We start from the raw sequence: 22,866 nt of genomic DNA on the forward strand, positions 1-22,866 counted from the left end.
ACACAGCGCCGACACACTCGTTACAGGACGCAAAAGGCGTTGGCAGGCGGATCAGCTCCGCAACTTTCGACCAAATAGATAAGAGAGGCGTGCACCATGGAACTTACCGCAGGTCACGTATGGATCATGGTGTCGGCGGCGCTCGTGCTGTTGATGACACCGGGTCTGGCATTTTTCTACGGCGGCATGACCCGGGCCAAGGCCGCGCTGAACATGATGATGATGAGCTTCATCTCCATCGGCATGGTGGGCGTCATCTGGGTCCTGTGGGGTTACTCAATGACCTCCGGGGACGGCTTCCTCCAGATGGTGGGCAACCCGTTCGCCAACTTCGGGCTTGAAGGCATCGACAGCCCTGACGGGCTCATCACAGTGGGCTTCGGCGCCACCTTTGCCATCATCACGGTTGCCCTCATCAGCGGCGCCATCGCGGACCGCGCCAAGTTCGGCGCCTGGACCGTCTTCGTTCCGGTCTGGGTCACGCTGGTCTACTGCCCGCTTGCCTACATGGTGTGGGGCGGCGGCCTGTTCAGCACCGAAGGCGCTGTTGGTGCGGCACTCGGCGAGGCCATCGACTTCGCCGGCGGCACTGTGGTCCACATCAACGCCGGTGTTGCTGCCCTGATCCTCGTCTTCATCGTCGGTAACCGCCGCGGCTTCGGCAAGGACCCCAACCACCGCCCGCACAACATCCCGTTCGTGATGCTCGGTGCCGCAATCCTCTGGTTCGGCTGGTTCGGCTTCAACGGCGGCGCTGCCTCCACTGCTGAGCAGGGCGGGCTCATCTGGGTCAACACCCTCGCCGCCCCGGCCGCAGCAATGCTCGGATGGCTGGTCACGGAGCGCATCCGCGACGGCCACCCCACCTCGCTCGGTGCAGCGTCCGGCGTGGTCGCAGGCCTCGTTGCCATCACCCCCGCCTGCGCCAACGTCAGCCCGGTCGGTGCCCTTGGCCTGGGCGTCGTGGCAGGCGTCGCGTCCGCCCTGGCAGTGGGACTGAAGTTCCGCTGGGGCTTCGATGACTCGCTCGACGTCGTGGGTGTCCACCTGGTCTCCGGCATCATCGGCACCGTGGCCCTTGGCTTCATCGCCCTTCCCGAGGAAGGCGCCGGCGGCGGCCTCTTCTACGGCGGCGGCATGGCCCAGATGTGGGCACAGCTGGCAGCAGCGGGCATCGCTATCGCCTACTCCGCAATCCTGACCACCATCATTGCCCTGGCCATCCACAAGACCATGGGCTTCCGGGTCTCGCAGGAACAGGAAACGGTGGGTGTGGACCTCAGCCTGCACGCCGAGACCGCCTACGAGTTCGGCGTCGGGGGACACGGCGGAAGCTTCCAGCCCCTGCACGACATGATCACCGGAAAGACCCAGACGGACGCTGCGCAGGCATCCGACGCAGCAACGGGTGCGCAGAAGACCGAATCAGCAACAGGTAAGGAAAGCGTGGGGGCATGAAACTGATTACAGCGATCGTCAGGCCGGAAAAGCTCGAAGCCATCCGGGAAGGACTGGAGGCCTATGGCGTGCAGGGCCTGACGGTCAGCGCGGCCAGCGGCTACGGCCGGCAGCGCGGCTATACCGAGGTCTACCGCGGAGCGGAGTACAACGTGGATCTGCTGCCAAAGATCCGCGTGGAGGTCCTGGCCACGAACGAGCAGGCGGACGACATCCTCGATGTCATCATCGCCAGCTCCAACACCGGCCGGGCAGGTGACGGCAAGGTCTGGACCATGGATGTCTCCGAAGCCGTCCGGGTCCGCACCGGTGAACGCGGCGTCGCCGCAATCTAGGGCCGGCGGCACTCCACGGAAACATCCGTGAGCAGACGTCAAAGAGCGGGCAGGAAACCCCATGGGTTTCCTGCCCGCTCTTCCGTCGTTCCGGGCAGGCCCGCAGATCTTCGGCGGGCCTGCCGCCCGAAGCCGCTGCGGCTCAGTCCCTTGGCACCGCGGTGGGCCAGGCTGCGGGCCCGGCAGAGCCGGCGTCGTACTCCTCCAGCGGGACCGCGTCCTGCTGCCAGGCCTTCAGGACCGGCTCCACAATCCGCCAGCACTCCTCCGCCGTGTCTCCGCGGACGGACAACAGCGGGTCGCCCGCCAGCACCCCTTCCAGGACTTCCCCGTAAGGGAGGAGATCGGAGCCGCTGAGCTCGGTTTCCAGGGTTGCACGGCTGAGGCTGAAGATGTTGCCGGGCCCGTTGACGTCGACGTCGAACCTCAGGGTGTCCGGGCCGAAACCAATGCGCAGCTTGTTGGGGGAGTCGACGCCGGTAAAGCCCCGGGGCAGGTGGGGAACCGGGCGGAAGGTCACCACGGCCTCCTTGCGCTTGGCGCCCAGCGCCTTGCCGGACCGAAGAATGAACGGGACCCCGTTCCAGCGCCAGTTGTCGATGTTCACCTGGATCTCGGCCAGGGTCTCGGTTCCCCGCCCGGCGTCCACGCCTTCCTCCCGTGCGTAGTCTGGAACGTCCTTTCCTCCTGCCTGGCCGGCTGTGTAGCGGGCCCTGCGGGTGGACGCGGCATAAGGGACAGGAACGCTGCTGGCCCGCAGAACGGCGGAAATGGCATCCCGCAGGTCCCGTTCACCGATGGTGGCCGGAGGCTCGATGGCCAGCAGCGCCATGATCTGCAGCAGGTGGCTCTGGATCATGTCCCGCAGGGCACCGGCGCCGTCGTAGTAGCGGGCCCGCCCCTCCAGCGCGAGGTCCTCGTCAAAGATGATCTCCACTTTTTCCACGTGGTGGCGGTCCCATACCGGTTCCAGGAAGTTGTTGGCGAACCGCAGGCCCAGGATATTCAGCACCGTGGCCTTGCCCAGGAAGTGGTCCACCCGGTGGACGTGGTCTTCAGGGACCAGCCGGACCAGGGTCTGGTTGAGCGAGCGGGCCGATTCCTCGCTGGAACCAAAGGGCTTCTCCATCACCAGCCGTGTGCCTGGCGGGACCTGTTCCGGCCGGAGGGATTCGCAGGCAAGCTGGCTGATGCGTGGCGGCAGGGCAAAGTAGACGGCGGTGGGCCCGTCAAGAGTCCCAAGAAGCGAGGCCAGCGCCCCCTCTGCGGTGACATCCAGCTGGTGGTACACCGTTTCCTTTTCCAGGGACTGCAGGGCTTCCTTACCCTCGGGGCCTGCGGACGCGGCGGCTGCCTCGAAGGACGCATGTACCCGTTCCCGCCACTGTTCGGGGGTCCAGGGATCCGATCCGGCACCCACCAGCCGGAGGCCCGCAGCGCGTCCCCTCGCTACCAGGCGCGCCAGTCCCGGCAGGAGCAGCCGGCCCGTCAGGTCCCCCGAGGCGCCGAGGATGAGCAGGGTCTTCACAGTTGGTTGGCTCGTCATCTGGCCAGCATGCCACCTTGCGGGCCCGGCTTGGTACCCTAGATAGTCGAGTCCCGATCATCAACAGCCTTTGATCATCCACTGCCCTGATCATCCACTGAAAGAAGTGCACGTCGCGTGTTCAATTCACTCTCTGACCGGTTGACAGCAACCTTCAAGAACCTGCGCGGTAAAGGCAGGCTTACTGAAGCCGACGTCGATGCCACAGTCCGCGAGATCCGCCGCGCCCTTTTGGACGCCGATGTTGCCGTTCCGGTTGTCCGTGAGTTCACCGGCCGGGTGCGGGAACGCGCCCTGGGCGCTGAGGTTTCCGGTGCACTGAACCCGAGCCAGCAGATCGTCAAGATCGTCAACGAGGAACTCGTGGAGATCCTCGGCGGTGAAACCCGCCGGATCCGCCTGGCCAAGAGCGGGCCCACCATCATCATGCTCGCCGGCCTCCAGGGTGCCGGCAAGACCACCCTCGCCGGCAAGCTGTCCAAGTGGCTGAAGGCACAGGGCCACAGCCCCATGCTCGTGGCCTGCGACCTCCAGCGCCCCAACGCTGTGACGCAGCTGCAGATCGTCGGCCAGCGCGCCAAGGTGCCCGTGTTCGCACCCCACCCCGGCGCCACCTACACCGAGCTTGAGCACCCGGCCGGGGACCCGGTTGAGGTGGCCCGCGCCGGTGTTGAGGAAGCACGCCAGAAGCTCCACGACGTCGTGATCGTGGACACCGCCGGCCGGCTGGGCGTAGACGCGGACATGATGGAGCAGGCGCGCCAGATCCGCCGCGCCATCGTGCCCAACGAGGTCCTGTTCGTCATCGACTCCATGATCGGCCAGGACGCCGTCAACACGGCGCTCGCCTTTGATGAAGGCGTCAACTTCACCGGCATCGTGCTGTCCAAGCTCGATGGCGACGCCCGCGGCGGTGCCGCGCTGTCCGTGGCGTCGGTCACCGGCAAGCCCGTCATGTTTGCGTCCACTGGCGAAGGCCTGGACGACTTCGAGCTCTTCCACCCGGACCGGATGGCCTCCCGCATCCTGGACATGGGCGACGTCCTCACCCTGATCGAGCAGGCCGAGAAGTCCTGGGACAAGGACGAAGCCGCCCGGATGGCGAAGAAGTTCGCCGACCAGGAGGACTTCACCCTCGACGACTTCCTGGCCCAGATGCAGCAGATCCGCAACATGGGCTCCATGAAGAAAATGCTCATGATGATGCCGGGTGCCCAAAACATCCGCCAGCAGCTGGAGCAGTTCGACGAACGCGAAATTGACCGCGTTGAGGCCATTGTCCGTTCCATGACGCCCCATGAGCGCGTGGCCCCCAAAATCATCAACGGCTCCCGCCGTGCCCGCATCGCCCGCGGTTCCGGCGTCCACGTTTCCGAGGTTAACGGCCTGCTGGAGCGCTTCGCGCAGGCCCAGAAGATGATGAAGAAAATGGCCCAAGGCGGGATGCCGGGCATGCCCGGGATGCCTGGCTTGCCCGGAGCCGGCGGCGGTGCCCGGAAAAACGCCAAGAACGCGCCCAAGAAGAAGGCCAAGTCCGGAAACCCGGCCAAGGCCGCCCAGGAGCGCAAGGACGCCGAGGCCCGCCGGGCTAACGCCGCCAAGGCGCTGCCCACGGGCGCGGCCTTTGGCCAGCAGGCGGGCGACTTCGATCCCTCACAGCTGAACCTGCCCAAGGGCTTCGACAAGTTCCTCGGCAAATAAGCACACCTGGCCCAACCAGGTAGCAGCAGATGTCGTTTTGAGGGCTCAAAACGACATCTGCTGCTACTTACATGGGATGTTGGGGCCGTGGAATAGGGTTGGGTCATGTTCAAGCAGAGGGTAGTGTTCGTGCACGGCGCGGGCAGCTTCGGTGCCGCGGCCTGGCCCCGCCAGCACGGCGTGGCCCTGTCCTACGATGCCCTGTTCCTGCGCCGCCACGGCTTCGATCCCCTTGCCGAGCCCACGGAGTCCTCGTTCGAGGAGGACACACGCATCCTGCTGAGCTCCCTGGGGGACGACGGCAGGGGCATCGCCGGCGGACATGTCGTGGCGCATGCGCAGGGCGCCATCGCAGCCATGATGGCCGCCGTCGAACGTCCGGACCTCGTCTACTCGCTGACCCTGGTGGAGCCGGCCTGCCTGTCCCTGACCGCTGAACTGCCGGCCACGGCAGCGCACATCGGGCTGATGCAGCCCCTTTTCAGCGTCCGGCATCAACTCAGTGACGAGGATTTCCAGCGCGAGTTCGTCCGCAGGGTCTATGCCGCGGACCTGCAGCAGCCGGTGACCGACGAGGAGAAGCGCTCCGCCAGGCGGCTGCGGCTGCAGGCACCTTCCTGGGAAGCCCCGCTGCACATCGTGCCCGGCGTGCCGACGCTCGTCCTGACCGGCGGCTGGGAGCCGCTGTACGAAGAGATCGCCGGCTACCTCCGTGAGACAGGGGCGCTCCACCGCACGGCCGCCGGCGGCCACCGGCCCCATGACTCCGTTGAAGGGGACCGCATCATCCGCGCATTCATCAGCGACGCCAGCCGCATTCAGGCACGCGCTTCCTGACGCCTGGCCTGATCCGCACAATCCCGTCCGGCCGGCCCCCAATGACCAGCCGGACGGAAACTGCAGGCTGCTACCGCCGGCCGCCCGGCGGAACGCTCAGCTCCGGCAGGTAAACCTTCCCGCCGGCGGCCAGGAATTCCTCGCTCTTGCCCCGCATGCCGGCTGCGGCTTCAGCCAGGGCTGCCTGGGCCTCTGCGGAGCCGTATTCGTCCCTGATGTCCTGGCTGATCCGCATGGAGCAGAACTTGGGCCCGCACATGGAGCAGAAGTGCGCGGTTTTCGCCGGTTCGGCCGGGAGGGTCTCGTCGTGGAAGGCCTCGGCCGTCTCCGGGTCCAGCGACAACGCAAACTGGTCACGCCACCGGAACTCGAAGCGTGCCTTCGACAGCGCGTCATCCCGTGCATGCGCGCCTGGATGGCCCTTGGCCAGGTCCGCGGCGTGCGCGGCAATCTTGTACGTGATCACTCCCGTCTTGACGTCGTCTTTGTTGGGCAGCCCCAAATGCTCCTTGGGCGTGACGTAGCACAGCATTGCCGTGCCGTAGCGGGCGATTTCCGTTGCGCCGATGGCGGAGGTGATGTGGTCATAGCCCGGCGCCACGTCGGTCACCAGCGGGCCCAGCGTGTAGAAGGGCGCGCCCTTGCACAGCTCCTGCTGGCGTTCGACGTTCTCCCGGACCAGGTGGAACGGGACATGGCCCGGGCCCTCCACCATCACCTGGACGTCGTACTCCCAGGCACGCTGCGTGAGCTCGGCGAGGGTGTCCAGCTCGGCAAACTGGGCTGCGTCGTTGGCATCGGCTGTTGCCCCTGGCCGCAGCCCGTCGCCCAGGGAAAACGCGACGTCGTACCTCGCGAAAATCTCGCAGAGTTCGTCGAAGTGTGTGTAGAGGAAGTTCTCCCGGTGGTGCGCCAGGCACCACCCGGCCATGATCGATCCGCCACGGGACACGATGCCGGTGACCCGGTTGGCGGTCAGGGGAACGTACCGGAGCAGCACGCCGGCATGGATGGTCATGTAGTCGACGCCCTGCTCGCACTGCTCGATCACGGTGTCACGGAAGATCTCCCATGTCAGGGCGTTGGCTTCGCCGTTGACCTTCTCCAGGGCCTGGTAGATGGGGACGGTGCCGATGGGAACCGGGGAGTTGCGGATGATCCATTCCCGGGTGGTGTGGATGTCATCCCCGGTGGAGAGGTCCATGACGGTGTCTGCGCCCCACCGGGTTGCCCACTGCAGTTTGTCCACCTCTTCGGCGATTGAACTGATGACCGAGGAGTTGCCGATGTTGGCGTTGATTTTCACCAGGAAGGCCTTGCCGATGATCATCGGCTCGGATTCCGGGTGGTTGATGTTGCTGGGGATGATGGCCCGGCCCGCGGCCAGTTCGCTGCGGACCAGTTCAACATCGCAGTTCTCGCGCAGCGCCACGAAGCGCATCTCCGGGGTGATCACTCCTTGCCGCGCGTAGTGCATCTGGGTGACGGTCCTGCCGTCGACGGCGCGGCGGGGCACCGGAGCTGCTCCTTTCCACTCTGCGCTGGCGGCGCCGCGGCGCACAGCCGAGCGGCCGTCGTCGAGCAGGTTCCTTTCCCTGCCGCTGTACGCTTCCGTGTCTGCCCGTGCTTCGATCCAGTCCTTGCGGACAGGAGGAAGGCCTTGAACGGGGTCGCTCCCCGGACCGGCGGTCCGGTAGGTCCGGAACGGCTGGTTTGGCACGCCGTTGGGTGACGGTTCCAACCTGATTTCGGTCACGGGAACGCGGATCCCGTTCCCGGCGTCCTCGAGGTATGCCAGGGAGTGGGGTTTCAGGGATTGCGTTACGGGGGGCTGGTTGCCGGCAGGACCGGCACCCGGGTTGTTGAGGGCAGGGTTCAGCTGCTGATTGGGTGTACTCAAGGAATACTCACTTCCTTCGCCGGCATTACCCGGACAGGTTCGACGGTCGCAGGCTGCGTCAGCCCGATCTCAGCCCCTGCAGGGGCACCCGTGTGGTCAGGATGAAAGCTACCACACGCCTTGAAGCGGGGCTTGTCACATCACGCGGTGCTAGCCTGTCCCGGCGGGAAAGAGGCAAATTCATGGCAGAAATTATCGAGTTCACGGGGACGGTCCTGACCGGGCCGGGCACTGAGCAGCACGGGCTCTGGTCCGTTGGCGGTCGGCTGACGTTCCGCCGGCCGGCAAAGGCCCCGGACAGGATTCTGGCGGGATGGGTGCTGCCTGGCTTTGTGGATGCGCACTGCCACATCGGGCTGGGTGCGGGCGGGCCGGTGGATGCTTTGACTGCCGAAGAACAGGCACGGACGGACCTGGACGCCGGCACCCTGCTGGTCCGCGACGCAGGTTCCCCTGCGGATACCCGATGGCTGCAGGGCAGGAACGACGTCCCGGTGCTGATCCGAGCCGGCCGCCACGTTGCGCGCACGCGGCGGTACCTGCGGGGGTTCGCTGAGGAAGTGGAACCGGACGGCCTGGTGGAAGCTGTGCGTAAGCAGGCCAGGGAAGGTGACGGTTGGGTCAAGCTTGTGGGGGACTGGATTGACCGCGACGCCGGCGACTTGGCGCCTTCGTTTCCTGCCGCCGTCGTCCGTGACGCCGTCCACGCCGCCCATGATGAGGGCGCACGCGTTACGGCGCACTGCTTCGCGGAAGAGACGCTCGACGACGTGCTGGACGCCGGCATCGACTGCGTGGAGCACGCCACAGGCCTCCTGCCGCGGCACCTGCCCCGGTTCGTCGAGCAGGAGGTGCCCATTGTGCCCACCCTGGTCAACATCGCCACCTTTCCCGACATTGCAGCGCAGGCTTTACCCAAGTTCCCGCGCTATGCGGCGCATATGCGTTCATTGTGGGAACGCCGGGAGGAACGGGTGCTTGAGGCGTTCGAGGCAGGCGTGCGGATCTACGCCGGGACCGACGCCGGCAGCGTGATCAGGCACGGCAGGATCGGCGACGAGATCCTGGCCCTTCACGCAGCCGGGCTGCCCATGGCCTCCGCCTTGGACGCCGCATGCTGGGGCGCGCGGGAGTGGCTGGGTGCGGAGGGCCTGGAAGAGGGAGCGCGGGCAGACGTGGTCCTGTGCCGGGAGGACCCGCAGAAGGTGCCTGAGGCGGTCAACGGCCTGGCACACGTGATCCTGGGCGGACGGGTGATCCGCTGAAGGCAAGTTCTTGGGACTTGGAATAAATTGAAGCTTCAAGTAATTTTAAGAATGTAAGGGCTGCCAACCGGAAGCCCCACAGCACCGGGAGTTTTCAATGACTGCACAAGCCGCCAGCCAGGATCTTCTTCCTGCCGATCTCGCCATGGGCACCGTGATGCTCAAGGTGGGCGACATGAAGGTGATGACCGATTACTACCAGCGGGCCCTCGGTTTAGAGGTCATTGCCGAGCAGGACGGCGGAATCTACCTGGGCCGGCTGCAGAAGCCGCTTGTGCACCTGGCCCCCGCGCCCGGACTGAACCTGCCGGGCAGGGGAGAAGCCGGCCTCTTCCACACAGCGTTGCTGTTTGAGAACCAGGCAGACCTGGCCGCCACCATCGCCACGGCCGCCCGGTTCGAACCACGCTCGTTCACGGGCAGCGCCGACCACCTTGTCAGTGAAGCCTTCTACTTCAACGACCCCGAAGGCAACGGCATCGAGCTCTACTGGGACCGGCCGCGCAGCAACTGGTCCTGGAACGGCACGGACGTGGTGATGGACAGCCTGGCCCTCCCGCCGCAGCGGTACCTTGAGCAGCACCTCACGGAAGATTCCCTGGAGCGCCAGCTCGGGTCCGTGGCGGGCGTTGGCCACGTTCACCTCCAGGTGGGCGACGTCCAGACGGCGCGCGACTTCTATGTGGAGACCCTCGGCTTCGAGAAGACCGCCGGCTGGCACGGGCAGGCCCTCTTTGTTTCCGCGGGCCGCTACCACCACCACATGGCCATGAACGTCTGGAACAGCCGCGGCGCGGGGCCGCGCAAGGACACCCTCGGCCTGGGTGAGGTCCTCATCGAGGTGCCGTCAGGGGACGACGTCGGCGCCCTCGCCGACCGCCTCAAGGTTGCCGGAGTCGCCGCCCACCACACCGGAGCGGAACTCCGGTTCGAGGATCCGTGGCGCAACCGCATTCGTGTAGCGGTGCGCTGATTCTTCTGCCTTGCCGGTGCGCCACGCGCCGGCACCTGGGTTGAACTCAGACCAGATTGAACTCGAGCCGGGTTGACTCCGGACCGGGCCTAATCCGGACAGCGCTGAATCCGGACTGGGCCTAATCCGGACTAGGCTGAATTCGAACAGCCGGGCAGGCGCTGCCTCCCGGCGCCGCACCGCCAACGGAATGAGGGCAATCGCCATGGGCTTCACCGAGATCTTTGTTGCCACCCACGACGCAGCACTGAAGCGTGCCGGCGTCCTTGACGGGGGCGGCAGCGCGCCCGCAGGCGACGCAGTCCGGATCCCGGACATCAGTGATTTCGAAGTGGAGCAGCTGGGTGACCTGGCCGGCACCGCCGTGCACGCTGGAGGGGCGGACTACGAACTGACCATGGTGGATGTGGCCAGCGATTCGCTCCTGGCCGTTCCGCCGGCCATGGTCCGCGCCCTGGCCGACCTGCTGTCCTATGAAACCGAAGGCGAGGGCGACGTCCTCGAAGAGGTGGCCGAACAGTGGGCGGCGCAGGATGACATGCCGTTTGGCGCTTCGGAGGCGCGGACGTACGTGCAGCGGGTGGCAGAACTCGCCAGCGGAATCGACGACTCGGAGCGTACCGGCCTGTACGTCTGGTCCGCCTGACTACTTCCGGCCGCACGCTCCGGCGGGCGTCGTCCGTGTCACGCCGCGTCAAGTCGAAATGTTCACGCTGATCTGGCACAATAAACAGGTACTCGATCTGCGTGGCCCCTCTCTCCGCGTCTGGATCCTGTCCTTCGAACCCGCAAGTACGGCCCGCCCCACGGGTGCAGAACGCCGGGTTCACCCCCTTTTCTGAAACAGGAGTGACCACAACAGTGGCCGTAAAGATTCGCCTTAAGCGCTTTGGCAAGATGCGCGCCCCGTACTACCGCATCGTCGTCGCGGACTCACGCACCAAGCGTGATGGCCGCGCCATCGAAGAGATCGGCAAGTACCACCCCACCGAGGAGCCCTCATACATCGAGGTTAACTCCGAGCGTGCCCAGTACTGGCTGTCCGTCGGCGCCCAGCCGTCCGAGCAGGTCGCCGCGATCCTCAAGATCACCGGTGACTGGCAGAAGTTCAAGGGCCTGCCGGGCCAGGAAGGCACCCTGAAGACCAAGACCCAGAAGGAAGCCTTCGTTGCCCCGGAAAAGGGTTCCGTGATCATCCCGGAAGCCATCACCAAGAAGGCATCCAAGTCTGAGGCAGCCGAAGCTCCCGCCGAGGCCGAAGCAGAGACCACCGAGGCTGAGTAGATTGCTGGCAGAAGCGCTGGAACACCTGGTCCGGGGAATCGTTGATTCCCCGGATGACGTCAAGGTCAGCTCCAAGAGCAACCGCCGCGGGGACACCCTCGAGGTGCGCGTTCACCAGGACGACCTCGGACGGGTGATTGGCCGCCAGGGCCGCACGGCGCGCGCACTGCGCACCGTTGTGGCAGCCTTGGCCGGCGGTGAGCCGGTGCGGGTCGACGTTGTCGACACCGACCGCCGCCGCTGAGCGCTCGGCACTATTCAGTTTTTAGCTCCGGCCCCTCCACCCCTGCGGTGGAGGGGCCGGAGTGCTTTTACCAGAGCACCGTCAACCACATCCAACACAGAGGAACACATGCAGCTTCAGGTGGCACGAATCGGCAAACCGCACGGCATCCGCGGCGAGGTGACGGTCCAGGTCCTGACCGACGCACCCGGGGACAGGTTCGTGCCGGGCACCGAGTTCGTGGTTGAGCCGGCCTCAGCGGGCCCGCTCACTGTGAACAGCGCCCGCTGGAACAAGGACATCCTGCTGCTGGGCTTCGACGAAATTGGGACCCGCAACGAGGCGGAGACCCTCCGGGGCGCCAAGCTCTTCATCGAAACGGAGGAACTGGACGAAGACGACGACGAGGGCTGGTACGAGCACGAACTTGTCGGCCTGGAGGCGAGGGTCGGTTCCAGCGTGGTCGGCAAGGTCACCGCCCTGAACACCATGCCCGTCCAGGACCTCCTGATGGTCACCACGCCGGAGGGCAAGGAAATCCTGGTTCCCTTCGTGGAGCAGATCGTGCCTGAGGTCAACGTTGAGGAGGGGTTCATCCGCCTCACGCCGCCGGACGGCCTCTTCGAGCTGAATGCGGAGGACGAAGCAGCCGCTTCGGAGCCGGAGGAGAAAGCCTAGATGCGGATCGACGTCGTCAGTATCTTTCCCGAATACCTGGCACCGCTGGAACTGTCCCTGATCGGGAAAGCCCGCCAGGACGGGATCCTGGACCTGCGCGTCCACGACCTCCGCGCCTTCACCACGGACAGGCACCGCACCGTCGACGACACGCCCTACGGCGGAGGCGCCGGCATGGTGATGAAGCCTGAACCCTGGGCGCAGGCCTTATCCTCCATTGCGGCCGACCGCCCGGAGGGATCGGGCAGGCCGGTCCTGATCGTACCGTCGCCGGCAGGGGAGAGGTTCACCCAGGCGCTGGCCTACGAACTGGCCGAGCAGGAGCACCTGGCGTTCGCCTGCGGACGTTACGAAGGCATCGACGAGCGCGTCATCGAATGGTCCCGGGAGCACTTCGAGGTCCGCCCCGTCAGCCTGGGGGACTACGTCCTCAATGGTGGGGAAGTGGCCGTCCTGGCCATGGTGGAGGCTATCGGGCGCCTGCTGCCTGGCGTGGTGGGCAATCCGGAGTCGCTGGTGGAGGAATCCCATTCAGACGGGCTCCTGGAGTACCCCGTCTACACCAAGCCCTCCGTGTGGCGCGAGCGGGAAGTGCCGGCCGTGCTGCTGAGCGGCAACCACGGCAAGATCGCGCAGTGGCGCCGCCACGAACAGTTCCGGCGGACGGCGGAGCGCCGCCCCGACCTCCTCGAAGCGTTCGACGCCGGGAAGCTGCCACGTGCCGACCGCACTGAACTGCAGGACCTGGGGTACGACGTCGTGGACGGCCGCCTGCGCCGCCGCCCCGGTACGGAAGATGTCCGGCGGGACTGACCTCGCCGGCAGGACAGCTCCGGCTGGGGTGCCTGAGTCGCGGGATTGGCTGTAGCCTCCGCAGTGTGGCAAAATTAGTCCTTGTGTCTACTGGGTCCGCACCTGCCACAGGGGGAGCGCAACCAACAGCTAAGACAACCGGCCTCATCAATCAGTGAAGGGGCCGGGCCACTTAACTTTCGGTGGAGATCGCCGGTGCGCCAAGGGCGCACCAGGTTTTCCTGCCGTGACCCAAAGTGAATGACCTGTGGCGTTCACCAGGAGTGCAATTATGCATATTCTCGATTCCCTCGATGCAGCCTCGCTGCGTACCGATATTCCCCAGTTCCGCGCGGGTGACACCCTCAAGGTGCACGTGAACATCATCGAAGGCAAGAACTCCCGTGTCCAGGTGTTCCAGGGCTTCGTCCTGGGCCGCCAGGGCGACGGCGTCCGCGAAACCTTCACGGTCCGCAAGGTTTCCTTCGGCGTCGGCGTGGAGCGTACCTTCCCGGTTCACTCCCCGATCATCGACAAGATCGAGGTTGTTACCAAGGGTGACGTCCGCCGCGCCAAGCTGTACTACATGCGCGCACTGCGCGGTAAGGCTGCGAAGATCAAGGAAAAGCGCGACTTCACCACCTCCAAGTAAGTCCTTTCGGACCTGCAGAGGCCGGGCCGAGGCCGTATCCGGCCAGCGCCGGAGCCATTCAGCACCAGCGCCCAGGATACGGACCATGGACCACACAAAACGCCAGCCCCGAAAAGTGGGCTGGCGTTTTGCGTTCATGGCCGTCATCCTGGCCGTGGCGGTCAGCGGACTGGTCCGTTCGCTCTGGCTGGATGTGTACTTCATCCCCTCCGCATCCATGGAACCTGTGCTCGTCGGCGGCGACCGCATCCTTGTGTCCCGGACCGGCTTCCGCACCGAACCCATCCGGCGCGGGGACATCGTCGTCTTTGACGGCAGGGGCACCTTCGCCCCGCTCAACAGCGGCAACGGTCCCCTGGTGGACACCGCGGCCGCCGTCACCCAATGGCTAGGCCTCACCGGCAGCGACACTACGTATGTCAAGAGGGTCATCGGGCTTCCCGGCGACTCGGTGGCCTGCTGCGACGCCGGCGGCAACGTGACGGTGAACGGTGAACCCCTGGCGGAGCCTTACATCTTTAGCGGCGATGCCCCCAGCACCCAAAAATTCAGTGCCGTGGTCCCCGACGGCCGGCTGTGGCTGATGGGGGACCACCGGTCCCTGTCGGCCGACTCACGGAGCCTGCTCGGCGCCCCCGGCGGCGGCATGGTCCCGGTGGACAGGGTGATCGGGCGGCCGGTCCAGATCATCTGGCCGCTTGATAGATTTGCTTCAGTACCCCGTCCGCCTGCAGGACCAACAACAGAGAACGGACAGTAGATGCCCGAGAACCACGCGCGGACACCCGAACCACGCCACGACGGCGCTTCGGACGTTCCGGCCGATGCCGTTCCCGGGACTTCCGGCCAAGGTCCTGACGCACCTGCGTCCGGCGCCACGGGCAGCCGTGCCGCCGCCAAGTCAGCGGCGAAGCCCGCCGGCAGCCCCGTCTTCGCCTGGCTGAAGGAAGTGGCCACGGTGGTGGTGATCGCCGTCGTCCTCTCCTTCCTTATCAAGACATTCCTCTTCCGGGCCTTCTTCATCCCGTCCGAGTCCATGGTCAACACACTTGAAGTTGACGACCGCATCTTCGTCAATCTCCTGGTCCCAGAGCCGTTCGCGCTGAACCGCGGAGACGTCGTGGTATTCCGGGACACCAAGGGCTGGCTCCAGGCAGCGCCTGAACAACCGCAAGGCCCGTTCACCTGGGTCCAGGACGGACTGACGTTCGTGGGCCTGCTGCCCGACAACTCCGAGCAGCACCTGGTCAAAAGGGTCATCGGACTTCCGGGGGACCACGTGGTCTGCTGCGATGCCGGCGGTAGACTGACGATTAACGGGACCCCCATCAACGAGAGCTACATCAATCCGGCTGAGGTCCCGCAGATCCGGAACTTCGACGTAACTGTCCCCGAAGGCAAGGTGTGGGTGATGGGCGACAACCGGAACCATTCAGCCGACTCCCGGGCCCACATGGACTCCGACGGCGGATTCATCGACATCGCCGACCTCGAAGGCAAGGCCGCCGTCATCGCCTGGCCGCTGAGCCGGTTCACTACCCTGGGCAATTATCCGGACGTGTTCCGCAACGTTCCGGCGGCGCCCTGACCATGCCCGCCGCACTTAAGCCCAGGATGGGCTCCACCAGGATTCCCCAGGCCAGGGCCCCCACACTCAGGCACGAGCGGACGTTCAAGGCCCAGGGGATCCGGTACCTTGCAGGCGTGGACGAGGTGGGGCGGGGCGCGCTTGCCGGGCCCGTCAGCGTGGGCATCGCCGTGGTGGACCTGGAACGGCAGAAGCCCCTGGCCGGGGTCCGGGACAGCAAACTCCTGGCCCCGGCGGAGCGGGAACGCCTTGACCCTCTGGTCCGCCGGTGGAGCGTGGCCTCTGCAGTTGGCCACGCCTCAGCGCAGGAAATCGACTCGGTGGGAATCATCGCCGCGTTGCGCCTTGCAGGAACCCGGGCGTGGCTGGAGGTCCTTTCTGCGGGGATCCGCCCCGAGGCAGTGCTCCTGGACGGAAGCCACAACTGGCTCTCACCTGCCGAACAGCTGTCCCTGTTCGACGAGCCGCTGGTGGCAAGTTGTGACGCCCCCGTGCACACCAAGGTCAAGGCGGACATGCAGTGCCTGAGCGTGGCGGCGGCCAGCGTCATCGCCAAGGTTGAGCGGGACAGGATGATGCGGGAGCTCCATGCTGAGTTCCCGGCCTTTGGCTGGGACATCAACAAGGGCTACGCCACCGCACTGCACCGGGATGTCCTCCGAGCCGCCGGGCCCACGCCTTACCACCGGGTCAGCTGGCGGCTCCTCGGAGGGGAACTGGCTGACGGCGGGCTGCCGGACAATGCAGGCCCAGGCTTGGAAGACGCCGCCGCCGGGGACTGAGCCCCGCACCGGGCACCGGCCGCCCCGCCGATAGTGCAAGATGGAAGCATGAGTGCCGAGGATCTTGAAAACTATGAAACCGACATGGAGCTTCAGCTCTACCGCGAATACCGGGATGTCGTCGGACTGTTCAGCTACGTTGTCGAGACCGAACGCCGCTTCTACCTGGCCAACCACGTGGACCTGCAGGCCCGCAGCGCCGACGGCGAGGTCTACTTCGACCTGACCCTGCAGGACGCCTGGGTCTGGGATGTCTACCGCTCAGCACGGTTCGTCAAGAGCGTCCGGGTCCTGACCTTCAAGGACGTCAACGTCGAAGAGCTGCCGCGCAACGAGGAGCTGGCCCTGCCCAAGGATGTCGACCTGGGCAACTAACACTCCGCGCTGCCGCGCACTTCTCCGGCACAGCTGACCTTTCCTGCACAAGGCCTGACGGCCCGCGTTCATCCACATAGGGGGCGGCCGTCCTGTCCTTCGCGTTCCAGCCGGTCCAGGCTGGTTGCGGAGGTAGACATGAAATCAAAAGACCTGTTGGGCCGGCACGGCGAGGACCTTGCCGCCGGTTACCTGGAAGCCCTTGGCATGCTTGTGGTGGAGCGCAACTGGCGCTGCACCGAGGGCGAAATAGACATCGTCGCGCTGGACGGCGATGCCCTGGTGATCGCCGAAGTCAAAACCCGCCGCACCCTCGATTACGGGCATCCCTTTGAAGCCGTGAGCCCGGACAAGCTGGCGCGGCTGCACCGGCTCGGGGCCGCGTGGTGCCGGGACCGTGAGCTGAGGATGCCGCTGCGGCGCATTGACGTCATCGCGGTGATTGACGACGGCGGCGGGTCGCCCCTGGTGGAGCACCTTCGGGGGGTGGGCTGAATGCCCCTGGGACGCACCTACTCCATTGCACTGGTGGGGCTGAACGGATACATCGTGGAGGTCGAGGCTGACATCGGCCAGACCCTTCCGGCCTTCGTGCTCCTCGGCCTGCCGGACGCCTCCCTCAACGAGGCCAAGGAAAGGATCCGCTCGGCCGCGAAGAACTCCGGAATTCCCCTGAGCCGCCGGAAGATCACCGCCAACCTCATCCCGGCCTCCCTGCCCAAGCGGGGATCGGGATTCGACCTGGCGGTGACCATGGCCGTGCTCCGCGCCGCCAATGACATCAAACCCACCGGGCGGACGGTGTTTATTGCCGAGCTGGGACTCGACGGCCGGCTGCGCCCGGTCCGCGGCATCCTTCCAGCGGTGATGGCCGCGGTGCAGGCCGGATATCCGGACATCGTGGTGGCGCAGGCGAACTTTGCCGAGGCGTCCTTGGTTCCTGATGCCCACGTGCGGGGATACAGCACCCTTGCCCGGCTGGCGCTGGACTTCGGCGCGGACCCCCAGGAGCTTGCCTTGGATTTCGAACCCGAGGACGCGGACGGCGCCGGGGACGCATGTGCGGAAGCCGGCCCCTATCCTGACATGGCTGACGTCTCCGGCCAGGGGGATGCCCGGCGCGCATTGGAAGTCGCAGCCGCCGGGGCACACCACCTGCTCCTGACGGGCCCGCCCGGTGCCGGCAAGACCATGCTGGCCGAACGACTGCCCGGGCTCCTGCCGGATCTCGGGGACCATGAGTCCATGGAGGTCACGGCCATCCATTCGCTGTGCGGACTTCCATCGTCATCGGTGCAGCTGCTCCGGCGGCCACCGTTCGAAAGTCCGCACCATTCCGCAACCGCCGCCGCGATTATCGGGGGAGGCTCGGGGCTTCCCCGGCCCGGAGCCGCCTCCCGCGCCCACCGCGGCGTCCTGTTCCTCGATGAGGCACCCGAGTATGAGCGCCGGGTGCTGGATGCCCTCCGCCAACCCCTGGAAAGCGGTGAACTGGTGATTCACCGGTCGGCCGGGACCGCTGCCTATCCCGCACGGTTCCAGCTGGTCCTCGCAGCGAATCCCTGCCCCTGCGGCAAGGCCTCCGGAAAAGGGCTCGACTGCACCTGCACGCCCATGATGCGGCGGCGGTACATGGCCAGGATGTCCGGCCCGCTCCTCGACAGGGTGGACGTCCAGCTGCAGGTGGAAAGGGTTTCCCTGGCCGACTTCGGACAGGCAGTGGCCGAGGAAGACACCGCAACCGTCGCACGGCGGGTGCTGGGCGCACGGGCCCGCCAGAGGGAGCGGCTGACGCCCTACGGGCTGGAAACAAATGCGCAGATCCCCGGCCGCATCCTCCGGGGCGAGCTTCGGCTCGCACCGGCAGTCACCCGCATCCTGGACCATTCCCTGGAACGCGGCGTCCTGACGGCGCGCGGCTATGACCGCGTACTCCGGCTTGCATGGACCCTCGCCGACTTGGGGTACCGGGAGCAGCCGGACACGAACGACATCGGGCAGGCGCTGGGACTTCGGCAGGCAGCGGCGGCTGCAGCATGAAGGAGACAGCCATGCATCTGGACATCGAGCGGCGTTCACGCGCCGCCCTCTCACGCCTGATGGAACCGCAGGACGCTGCAGGCCTTGCCCTGGTCCAGGTGGCCGGGGCCGTGGACGCCCTGCGGATCGCCACGGGCCAACTTCCGGCCGGTCCGGAGCTGGAGCAGGAGATCACTGCGCTGCTTTCGGGCGATGGTTCCACCACGGGCTGGGCTGGAATGGCCGCCTCCCTGAAGCGTTGGCAACCACGCATACCCGACCTGGCTCCCGAGCGGGATCTGGCCACCATGGCGCGCCTCGGCGGGCGGCTGATCATACCGTCGGACGAATTGTGGCCAAGCCAGCTGGCTGACCTCGGAATCCAGGAGCCGATCTGCCTCTGGTGGCGGGGACAGGAACAGCAGCTGCCCGGAGCGGCAACGTCCATAGCCCTCGTTGGCTCACGGGACAGCACCAGCTACGGCGCCGCCGTCACCGGTGATCTTGCCTACTCGCTGGCCCAGCGCGGCTTCACCGTAGTCTCGGGTGGTGCGTACGGGATCGACGCGCATGCCCACCGTGCGGCCCTTGCGGGGGCAACCGGTACGGTTCCCACCATTGCTGTCATGGCAGGGGGAGTGGACCGGTTCTATCCCTCAGGCAACGAGGATCTCCTGCGGGCCGTGTGCAACCAGGGCGCTGTCCTGGCCGAGGTTCCGCCAGGGTCTGCGCCTACCCGTTACCGGTTCCTGCAGCGTAACCGCATCATTGCAGCACTGTCCGGTGTGACCGTGGTGGTCGAGGCCAGGTGGCGGTCCGGGGCGTTGAACACCGCCCACCACGCGGAGACCCTTGGACGTGCCGTCGGGGCTGTTCCGGGCTCGGTGCATAGCGCCAACTCAGCCGGATGCCACCGGCTTCTGCGGGACGGGGGAGCAGTCTGCGTTACGGATGCTGCCGAGATTGCCGAGCTGGCCGGCCCTAGCGGCTCCGCCCTCCCTGATCCGCGCCAAGGGGCGGCTGCGGTGCAGGACGGCCTTACGCTCGAGGACCTGATCCTCCTGGACGCGCTGCCGCTGCGCTCCACCACGTCCGTCGAAAAGCTGTCAGTGGTGGCCGGCCTGGGCCAGGAGTCAGTCCGGGCCGGTCTCGGCCGGTTGGGCCTGCTGGGCCTGGCCGTCTCAGAGCGGGGAGGCTGGAAACGCGGCAAGGCAACGGGCTGATGCGTACTGCCGGGAAGGGCGGGCCGTCCTGCACGGGAAGTTGCAGGCACCGTCTGGAGTGGAGCGTGTCACCCGTCCTTTCCATGCTGAAGCTGGGACAGTGGATGGGTGGAGAATGAACACCTGCCTGTGGAGCTTGGCGAGGCCCTTGCTGCCTTCGGGCGGTATCTTTCCGCAGAACGTGCCGTTTCACCGCACACGCTCCGTGGATACCTGGGTGATGTGCTGGGCCTGCTGGAGTCTGCTGCCGCCGAAGGCGCCAGCCGGCTCCAGGACCTGGAACTCGGGACGCTCCGGCGCTGGCTCGGGGCCCAGAGCCAGGACGGCGCGGCACGCAGCACGCTGGCCCGCCGGTCTGCCTCCGTCAGGGTTTTCACGGCCTGGGCCCTGGCGGAAGAACGTATTGCCAGCGATCCTGCCCTCCGGCTCAAGGCTCCGAAACGCGAACAGTCCCTGCCGGGGGTCCTGCAGGCCGGTCAGTTGACCCGGCTGCTGGCAACGCTGGAAGAAGCGGCGGCCGAGGGTGCGCCGCTCGCCCTGCGGAACCGTGCCATCGTGGAACTGCTCTACGCCACCGGAATCCGGGTGGGCGAACTGGCGGGGCTGGACATTGATGACCTGGACCCGGACAGGCGGACGTTGCGAGTCATAGGCAAGGGCAACAAGGAACGCACTGTCCCGTATGGTGTTCCGGCGGCCGTCGCCGTGGACGACTGGCTGCGGCGCGGCCGGCCCCTGCTGGCCAGGGACAACAGCGGGCCGGCCCTCTTCCTGGGGGCCCGGGGCGGACGGGTGGACCAGCGGCAGGTCCGCGCCATGGTCAACCACCTTTTTGCGGGGCTCGGTGACACCTCCGCGTCAGGCCCGCACGCGCTCAGGCATTCAGCGGCCACGCATCTGCTGGATGGCGGAGCCGACCTGCGCGCAGTCCAGGAAATCCTTGGCCACAGCAGCCTCGCCACCACGCAGATCTATACCCACGTCTCTGTTGACCGGCTGCGGAAGAGCTACCAGCAGGCCCATCCCAGGGCATAGGTCCGGGGTCCGGAATCGCACTGGCGTAATTTGGTGCCGTACGGCACAATAAGAATCACGTCCGGCAACTTTCAAGTCCCGCTTGAAGCTCACAGCTTTTTGCGCCACAGCAAGTCCGGACACTGTTTTATCTGATACATCTGAATACGCAGGCAGGAACCACAGCCGCAGTGCAAGGCACGGCAGTTCCATCCAGGCAGAGGTCGTTGGGGAAGACGTACCTAGAGCTATGGAGGATGGAATGTCTGTTGCAATGACCCGCGGTGTGCTGTTCGTTCACTCGGCCCCTACGGCTCTGTGCCCCCACGTTGAGTGGGCCATCGGATCCGTCGTGGATAAGCGGACGGACCTCGAGTGGACCCCGCAGCCTGCTGCGCCCGGAATGTTCCGGGCAGAGCTGTCCTGGACCGGTACCCCCGGTACGGGCTCAAAGCTGGCGTCATCCCTGCGGGGATGGGCGCATCTTCGCTATGAGGTCACGGAAGAGCCGAGCCAGGGTGTCGACGGCGGCCGCTGGTCGCACACCCCCGAGCTGGGCATCTTCCACGCTGTCACCGACGTGCACGGCAACATCATGGTCTCCGAGGACAGGATCCGTTACGCCTACGAATCGGGCGCCGGCGATCCCGCAGCTGTCTACCACGAGCTCTCCCTCGCCCTCGGCGAAGCCTGGGATGAGGAGCTGGAGCCGTTCCGGCACGCCGCTGAAGGCGCGCCTGTCCGTTGGCTCCACCAGGTGGGCTGACCGCCGTCGACCGTACGTTTCTCCATAGCAAAGAGGAGGCCCCGCCGAAACGGCGGGGCCTCCTCCTGTAGGCGGTACAACGTTCTGAAGATCAGACGCTGCGGACCGCGATGACGGCGTTGTGGCCACCGAAGCCGAACGAGTTGCTGAGGGCCACGATGTTTCCGGCAGGCAGGTCGCGCGCCGAGGTAACCACGTCGAGCGGGATCTCCGGGTCCTGGTTTTCCAGGTTGATGGTGACAGGCGCCTTCCGGTCGTAAACAGCCAACACCGTCAGTACGGCCTCCACGGCACCGGATGCGCCCAGGAGGTGCCCCATCTGGGACTTTGTTGCGGATACGGCTACGTTGTCCACGTGGCTGCCCAGTGCGGCCCGGAGGGCGGTGTACTCGGGCTTGTCGCCAACGGGGGTTGAGGTGGCGTGCGCGTTCACGTGCACCACGTCCTCCGGCTGGATCCTGCCATCGAACATTGCGGCCTTCAGTGCACGGGTGGCACCGAGGCCCGCGGGGTCTGGAGCGGTGATGTGGTACGCATCGGCCGTGACGGACGTTCCCGCCAGTTCACCGTAGATGCGCGCTCCGCGTGCCAGGGCGTGCTCCTCGGCTTCGAGGACCAGGGCGCCTGCACCTTCACCCATGACAAAGCCGTCGCGGCCCGTGTCGTAGGGGCGGGAGGCGCCCTGCGGGTCGTCATTCCGGCGGGAGAGTGCCTGCATGGAGGCGAAGGCTGCGAGGGGCATCGGGTGGATGGCCGCTTCGGCGCCGCCGCACATGACCACGTCGGCCTTGCCTGAGCGGATCAGGTCGAGCCCAAGGTGGAGGGCTTCGGTGCCGGACGCGCAGGCGGAAACGGGGGTGTGTGCGCCGGCGCGGGCGCCGAGGTCCAGGCTGACGGCTGCGGCAACACCGTTGGGCATCAGCATGGGAACGGTCATGGGGAGGACCCGGCGGGGGCCTTTTTCCTTGAGGGTGTCCCAGGCATCAAGCAGTGTCCAGACACCGCCGATGCCGGTGGCGAAGGCAACAGCGAGCCTGTCCTTGTCGAAGTCCGTGATGCCGGAATCGGCCCAGGCTTCGCGGGCTGCGATGACGCCGAACTGCGTGGACGGGTCCATCCGCTTGGCCTCGACGCGGCTGAGGACCTCCAGGGCGGGGGTGCTGCAGCGCGCGGCGAAGTGGACGGGAAGCTCGTACTTGGCTACCCAGTCGTCCTCCAGGGTGCGGGCACCGGAGACCCCCTTGAGCGCGTTGTTCCACATCGTGGGTACATCGCCGCCAATGGGCGTGGTGGCGCCCAGACCGGTAATGACTACTTTGCGTGTCATGGGATCACTCTTTCGTCGGTGGGGAATCCGTCTGCCGGAGGTCCCGCGTGTTGATGATCGGCATCCTGCTGCAAGCAACAACGCTGCCAAGGACAGCGCCGGAGGAACGCTGGCGTGCAGGGCTGGAT

24 protein-coding genes and 1 riboswitch are annotated in these 22,866 nt (G+C 66.3%); of the genes, 21 read left to right on the top strand and 3 right to left on the bottom strand.

Going from position 1 to position 22,866, the window contains the following annotated elements:
- The first annotated feature begins 96 nt into the window (after positions 1-96).
- Together WHH00_RS07325 and WHH00_RS07330 are read left to right on the top strand one after the other, a co-directional pair.
- Positions 97-1,458 carry an ammonium transporter gene (locus tag WHH00_RS07325; protein ID WP_350002575.1) on the top strand — a complete coding sequence of 454 codons (1,362 nt, stop codon included), beginning with the start codon at positions 97-99 and terminating at the stop codon, positions 1,456-1,458.
- Positions 1,455-1,793 (top strand): P-II family nitrogen regulator, encoded by a 339-nt coding sequence (locus WHH00_RS07330; protein ID WP_066276845.1) that lies wholly within the window; start codon positions 1,455-1,457, stop codon positions 1,791-1,793. Before WHH00_RS07325 ends, WHH00_RS07330 begins: the two co-directional genes overlap by 4 nt.
- 142 nt (positions 1,794-1,935) lie before the next feature.
- Here WHH00_RS07330 and WHH00_RS07335 read toward each other — a convergent pair whose 3' ends face one another.
- On the bottom strand, positions 1,936-3,339 hold the full coding sequence (locus WHH00_RS07335; protein ID WP_406637726.1) for a glucose-6-phosphate dehydrogenase: 1,404 nt from the start codon (positions 3,337-3,339) through the stop codon (positions 1,936-1,938).
- Between the two features lie 117 nt (positions 3,340-3,456).
- Here WHH00_RS07335 and ffh point away from each other — a divergent pair, with 117 nt between their 5' ends.
- Positions 3,457-5,040, top strand: a complete 1,584-nt coding sequence (gene ffh / locus WHH00_RS07340; RefSeq protein ID WP_400514337.1) for a signal recognition particle protein — start codon at positions 3,457-3,459, stop codon at positions 5,038-5,040.
- A gap of 105 nt (positions 5,041-5,145) precedes the next feature.
- A complete protein-coding gene (locus WHH00_RS07345; protein ID WP_406637728.1) occupies positions 5,146-5,877 on the top strand; it encodes an alpha/beta hydrolase in 732 nt (243 codons plus the stop codon).
- Between the two features lie 70 nt (positions 5,878-5,947).
- Here the strand turns inward: WHH00_RS07345 and thiC are convergent, their stop codons facing one another.
- Positions 5,948-7,777: a phosphomethylpyrimidine synthase ThiC gene (gene thiC / locus WHH00_RS07350; protein WP_406637730.1), complete on the bottom strand. Its 1,830-nt coding sequence runs from the start codon at positions 7,775-7,777 to the stop codon at positions 5,948-5,950.
- Positions 7,772-7,879, bottom strand: a riboswitch (TPP riboswitch). It overlaps the preceding gene by 6 nt.
- 80 nt (positions 7,880-7,959) lie before the next feature.
- Here thiC and WHH00_RS07355 point away from each other — a divergent pair.
- From WHH00_RS07355 to WHH00_RS07435, 17 genes are all read left to right on the top strand, one after another.
- Entirely contained in the window at positions 7,960-9,042 is a 1,083-nt protein-coding gene (locus WHH00_RS07355; RefSeq protein ID WP_406637732.1) for an amidohydrolase family protein, read from the top strand.
- A gap of 97 nt (positions 9,043-9,139) precedes the next feature.
- Positions 9,140-10,015, top strand: a complete 876-nt coding sequence (locus WHH00_RS07360; RefSeq protein ID WP_406637734.1) for a VOC family protein — start codon at positions 9,140-9,142, stop codon at positions 10,013-10,015.
- A gap of 205 nt (positions 10,016-10,220) precedes the next feature.
- Positions 10,221-10,661, top strand: coding sequence for a hypothetical protein (locus tag WHH00_RS07365; RefSeq protein WP_350002568.1), 441 nt, complete (start codon positions 10,221-10,223; stop codon positions 10,659-10,661).
- A 215-nt stretch (positions 10,662-10,876) separates the two neighbouring features.
- Entirely contained in the window at positions 10,877-11,299 is a 423-nt protein-coding gene (gene rpsP, locus WHH00_RS07370) for a 30S ribosomal protein S16 (RefSeq protein WP_231457298.1), read from the top strand.
- 1 nt (position 11,300) lies between these two features.
- Entirely contained in the window at positions 11,301-11,543 is a 243-nt protein-coding gene (locus tag WHH00_RS07375) for an RNA-binding protein (RefSeq protein WP_013601399.1), read from the top strand.
- 108 nt (positions 11,544-11,651) lie between these two features.
- The gene (gene rimM / locus WHH00_RS07380) at positions 11,652-12,200 is read left to right on the top strand and encodes a ribosome maturation factor RimM (protein WP_406637736.1); all 549 of its coding nucleotides are present in this window, start codon (positions 11,652-11,654) and stop codon (positions 12,198-12,200) included.
- Entirely contained in the window at positions 12,201-13,013 is an 813-nt protein-coding gene (trmD, locus tag WHH00_RS07385; RefSeq protein ID WP_406637738.1) for a tRNA (guanosine(37)-N1)-methyltransferase TrmD, read from the top strand.
- 271 nt (positions 13,014-13,284) lie between these two features.
- Positions 13,285-13,644, top strand: a complete 360-nt coding sequence (gene rplS / locus WHH00_RS07390) for a 50S ribosomal protein L19 (RefSeq protein WP_406637740.1) — start codon at positions 13,285-13,287, stop codon at positions 13,642-13,644.
- Positions 13,645-13,729: 85 nt separating this feature from the next.
- The gene (gene lepB, locus WHH00_RS07395) at positions 13,730-14,404 is read left to right on the top strand and encodes a signal peptidase I (protein ID WP_406637742.1); all 675 of its coding nucleotides are present in this window, start codon (positions 13,730-13,732) and stop codon (positions 14,402-14,404) included.
- The gene (gene lepB, locus WHH00_RS07400; RefSeq protein ID WP_406637744.1) at positions 14,405-15,232 is read left to right on the top strand and encodes a signal peptidase I; all 828 of its coding nucleotides are present in this window, start codon (positions 14,405-14,407) and stop codon (positions 15,230-15,232) included.
- Between the two features lie 2 nt (positions 15,233-15,234).
- A complete protein-coding gene (locus WHH00_RS07405) occupies positions 15,235-16,014 on the top strand; it encodes a ribonuclease HII (protein WP_406637746.1) in 780 nt (259 codons plus the stop codon).
- Positions 16,015-16,062: 48 nt separating this feature from the next.
- Entirely contained in the window at positions 16,063-16,389 is a 327-nt protein-coding gene (locus tag WHH00_RS07410) for a DUF2469 domain-containing protein (protein WP_056335405.1), read from the top strand.
- 138 nt (positions 16,390-16,527) lie between these two features.
- Positions 16,528-16,884, top strand: coding sequence for a YraN family protein (locus WHH00_RS07415; protein ID WP_406637748.1), 357 nt, complete (start codon positions 16,528-16,530; stop codon positions 16,882-16,884).
- Positions 16,885-18,429 (top strand): YifB family Mg chelatase-like AAA ATPase, encoded by a 1,545-nt coding sequence (locus tag WHH00_RS07420; RefSeq protein ID WP_406637750.1) that lies wholly within the window; start codon positions 16,885-16,887, stop codon positions 18,427-18,429.
- An 11-nt stretch (positions 18,430-18,440) separates the two neighbouring features.
- Complete coding sequence (gene dprA / locus WHH00_RS07425; protein ID WP_406637752.1) at positions 18,441-19,631, top strand: DNA-processing protein DprA; 1,191 nt, start codon at positions 18,441-18,443, stop codon at positions 19,629-19,631.
- Between the two features lie 108 nt (positions 19,632-19,739).
- Positions 19,740-20,666 (top strand): tyrosine recombinase XerC, encoded by a 927-nt coding sequence (locus WHH00_RS07430; protein ID WP_406637754.1) that lies wholly within the window; start codon positions 19,740-19,742, stop codon positions 20,664-20,666.
- 241 nt (positions 20,667-20,907) lie between these two features.
- A complete protein-coding gene (locus WHH00_RS07435; protein ID WP_231457285.1) occupies positions 20,908-21,411 on the top strand; it encodes a DUF3145 domain-containing protein in 504 nt (167 codons plus the stop codon).
- Positions 21,412-21,502: 91 nt separating this feature from the next.
- Here WHH00_RS07435 and WHH00_RS07440 read toward each other — a convergent pair whose 3' ends face one another.
- Positions 21,503-22,738, bottom strand: a complete 1,236-nt coding sequence (locus WHH00_RS07440; protein WP_406637756.1) for a beta-ketoacyl-[acyl-carrier-protein] synthase family protein — start codon at positions 22,736-22,738, stop codon at positions 21,503-21,505.
- Positions 22,739-22,866 lie beyond the last annotated feature (128 nt).

It is taken from the genome of Pseudarthrobacter quantipunctorum (assembly GCF_045291495.1).
GTDB lineage: Bacteria > Actinomycetota > Actinomycetes > Actinomycetales > Micrococcaceae > Arthrobacter > Arthrobacter quantipunctorum.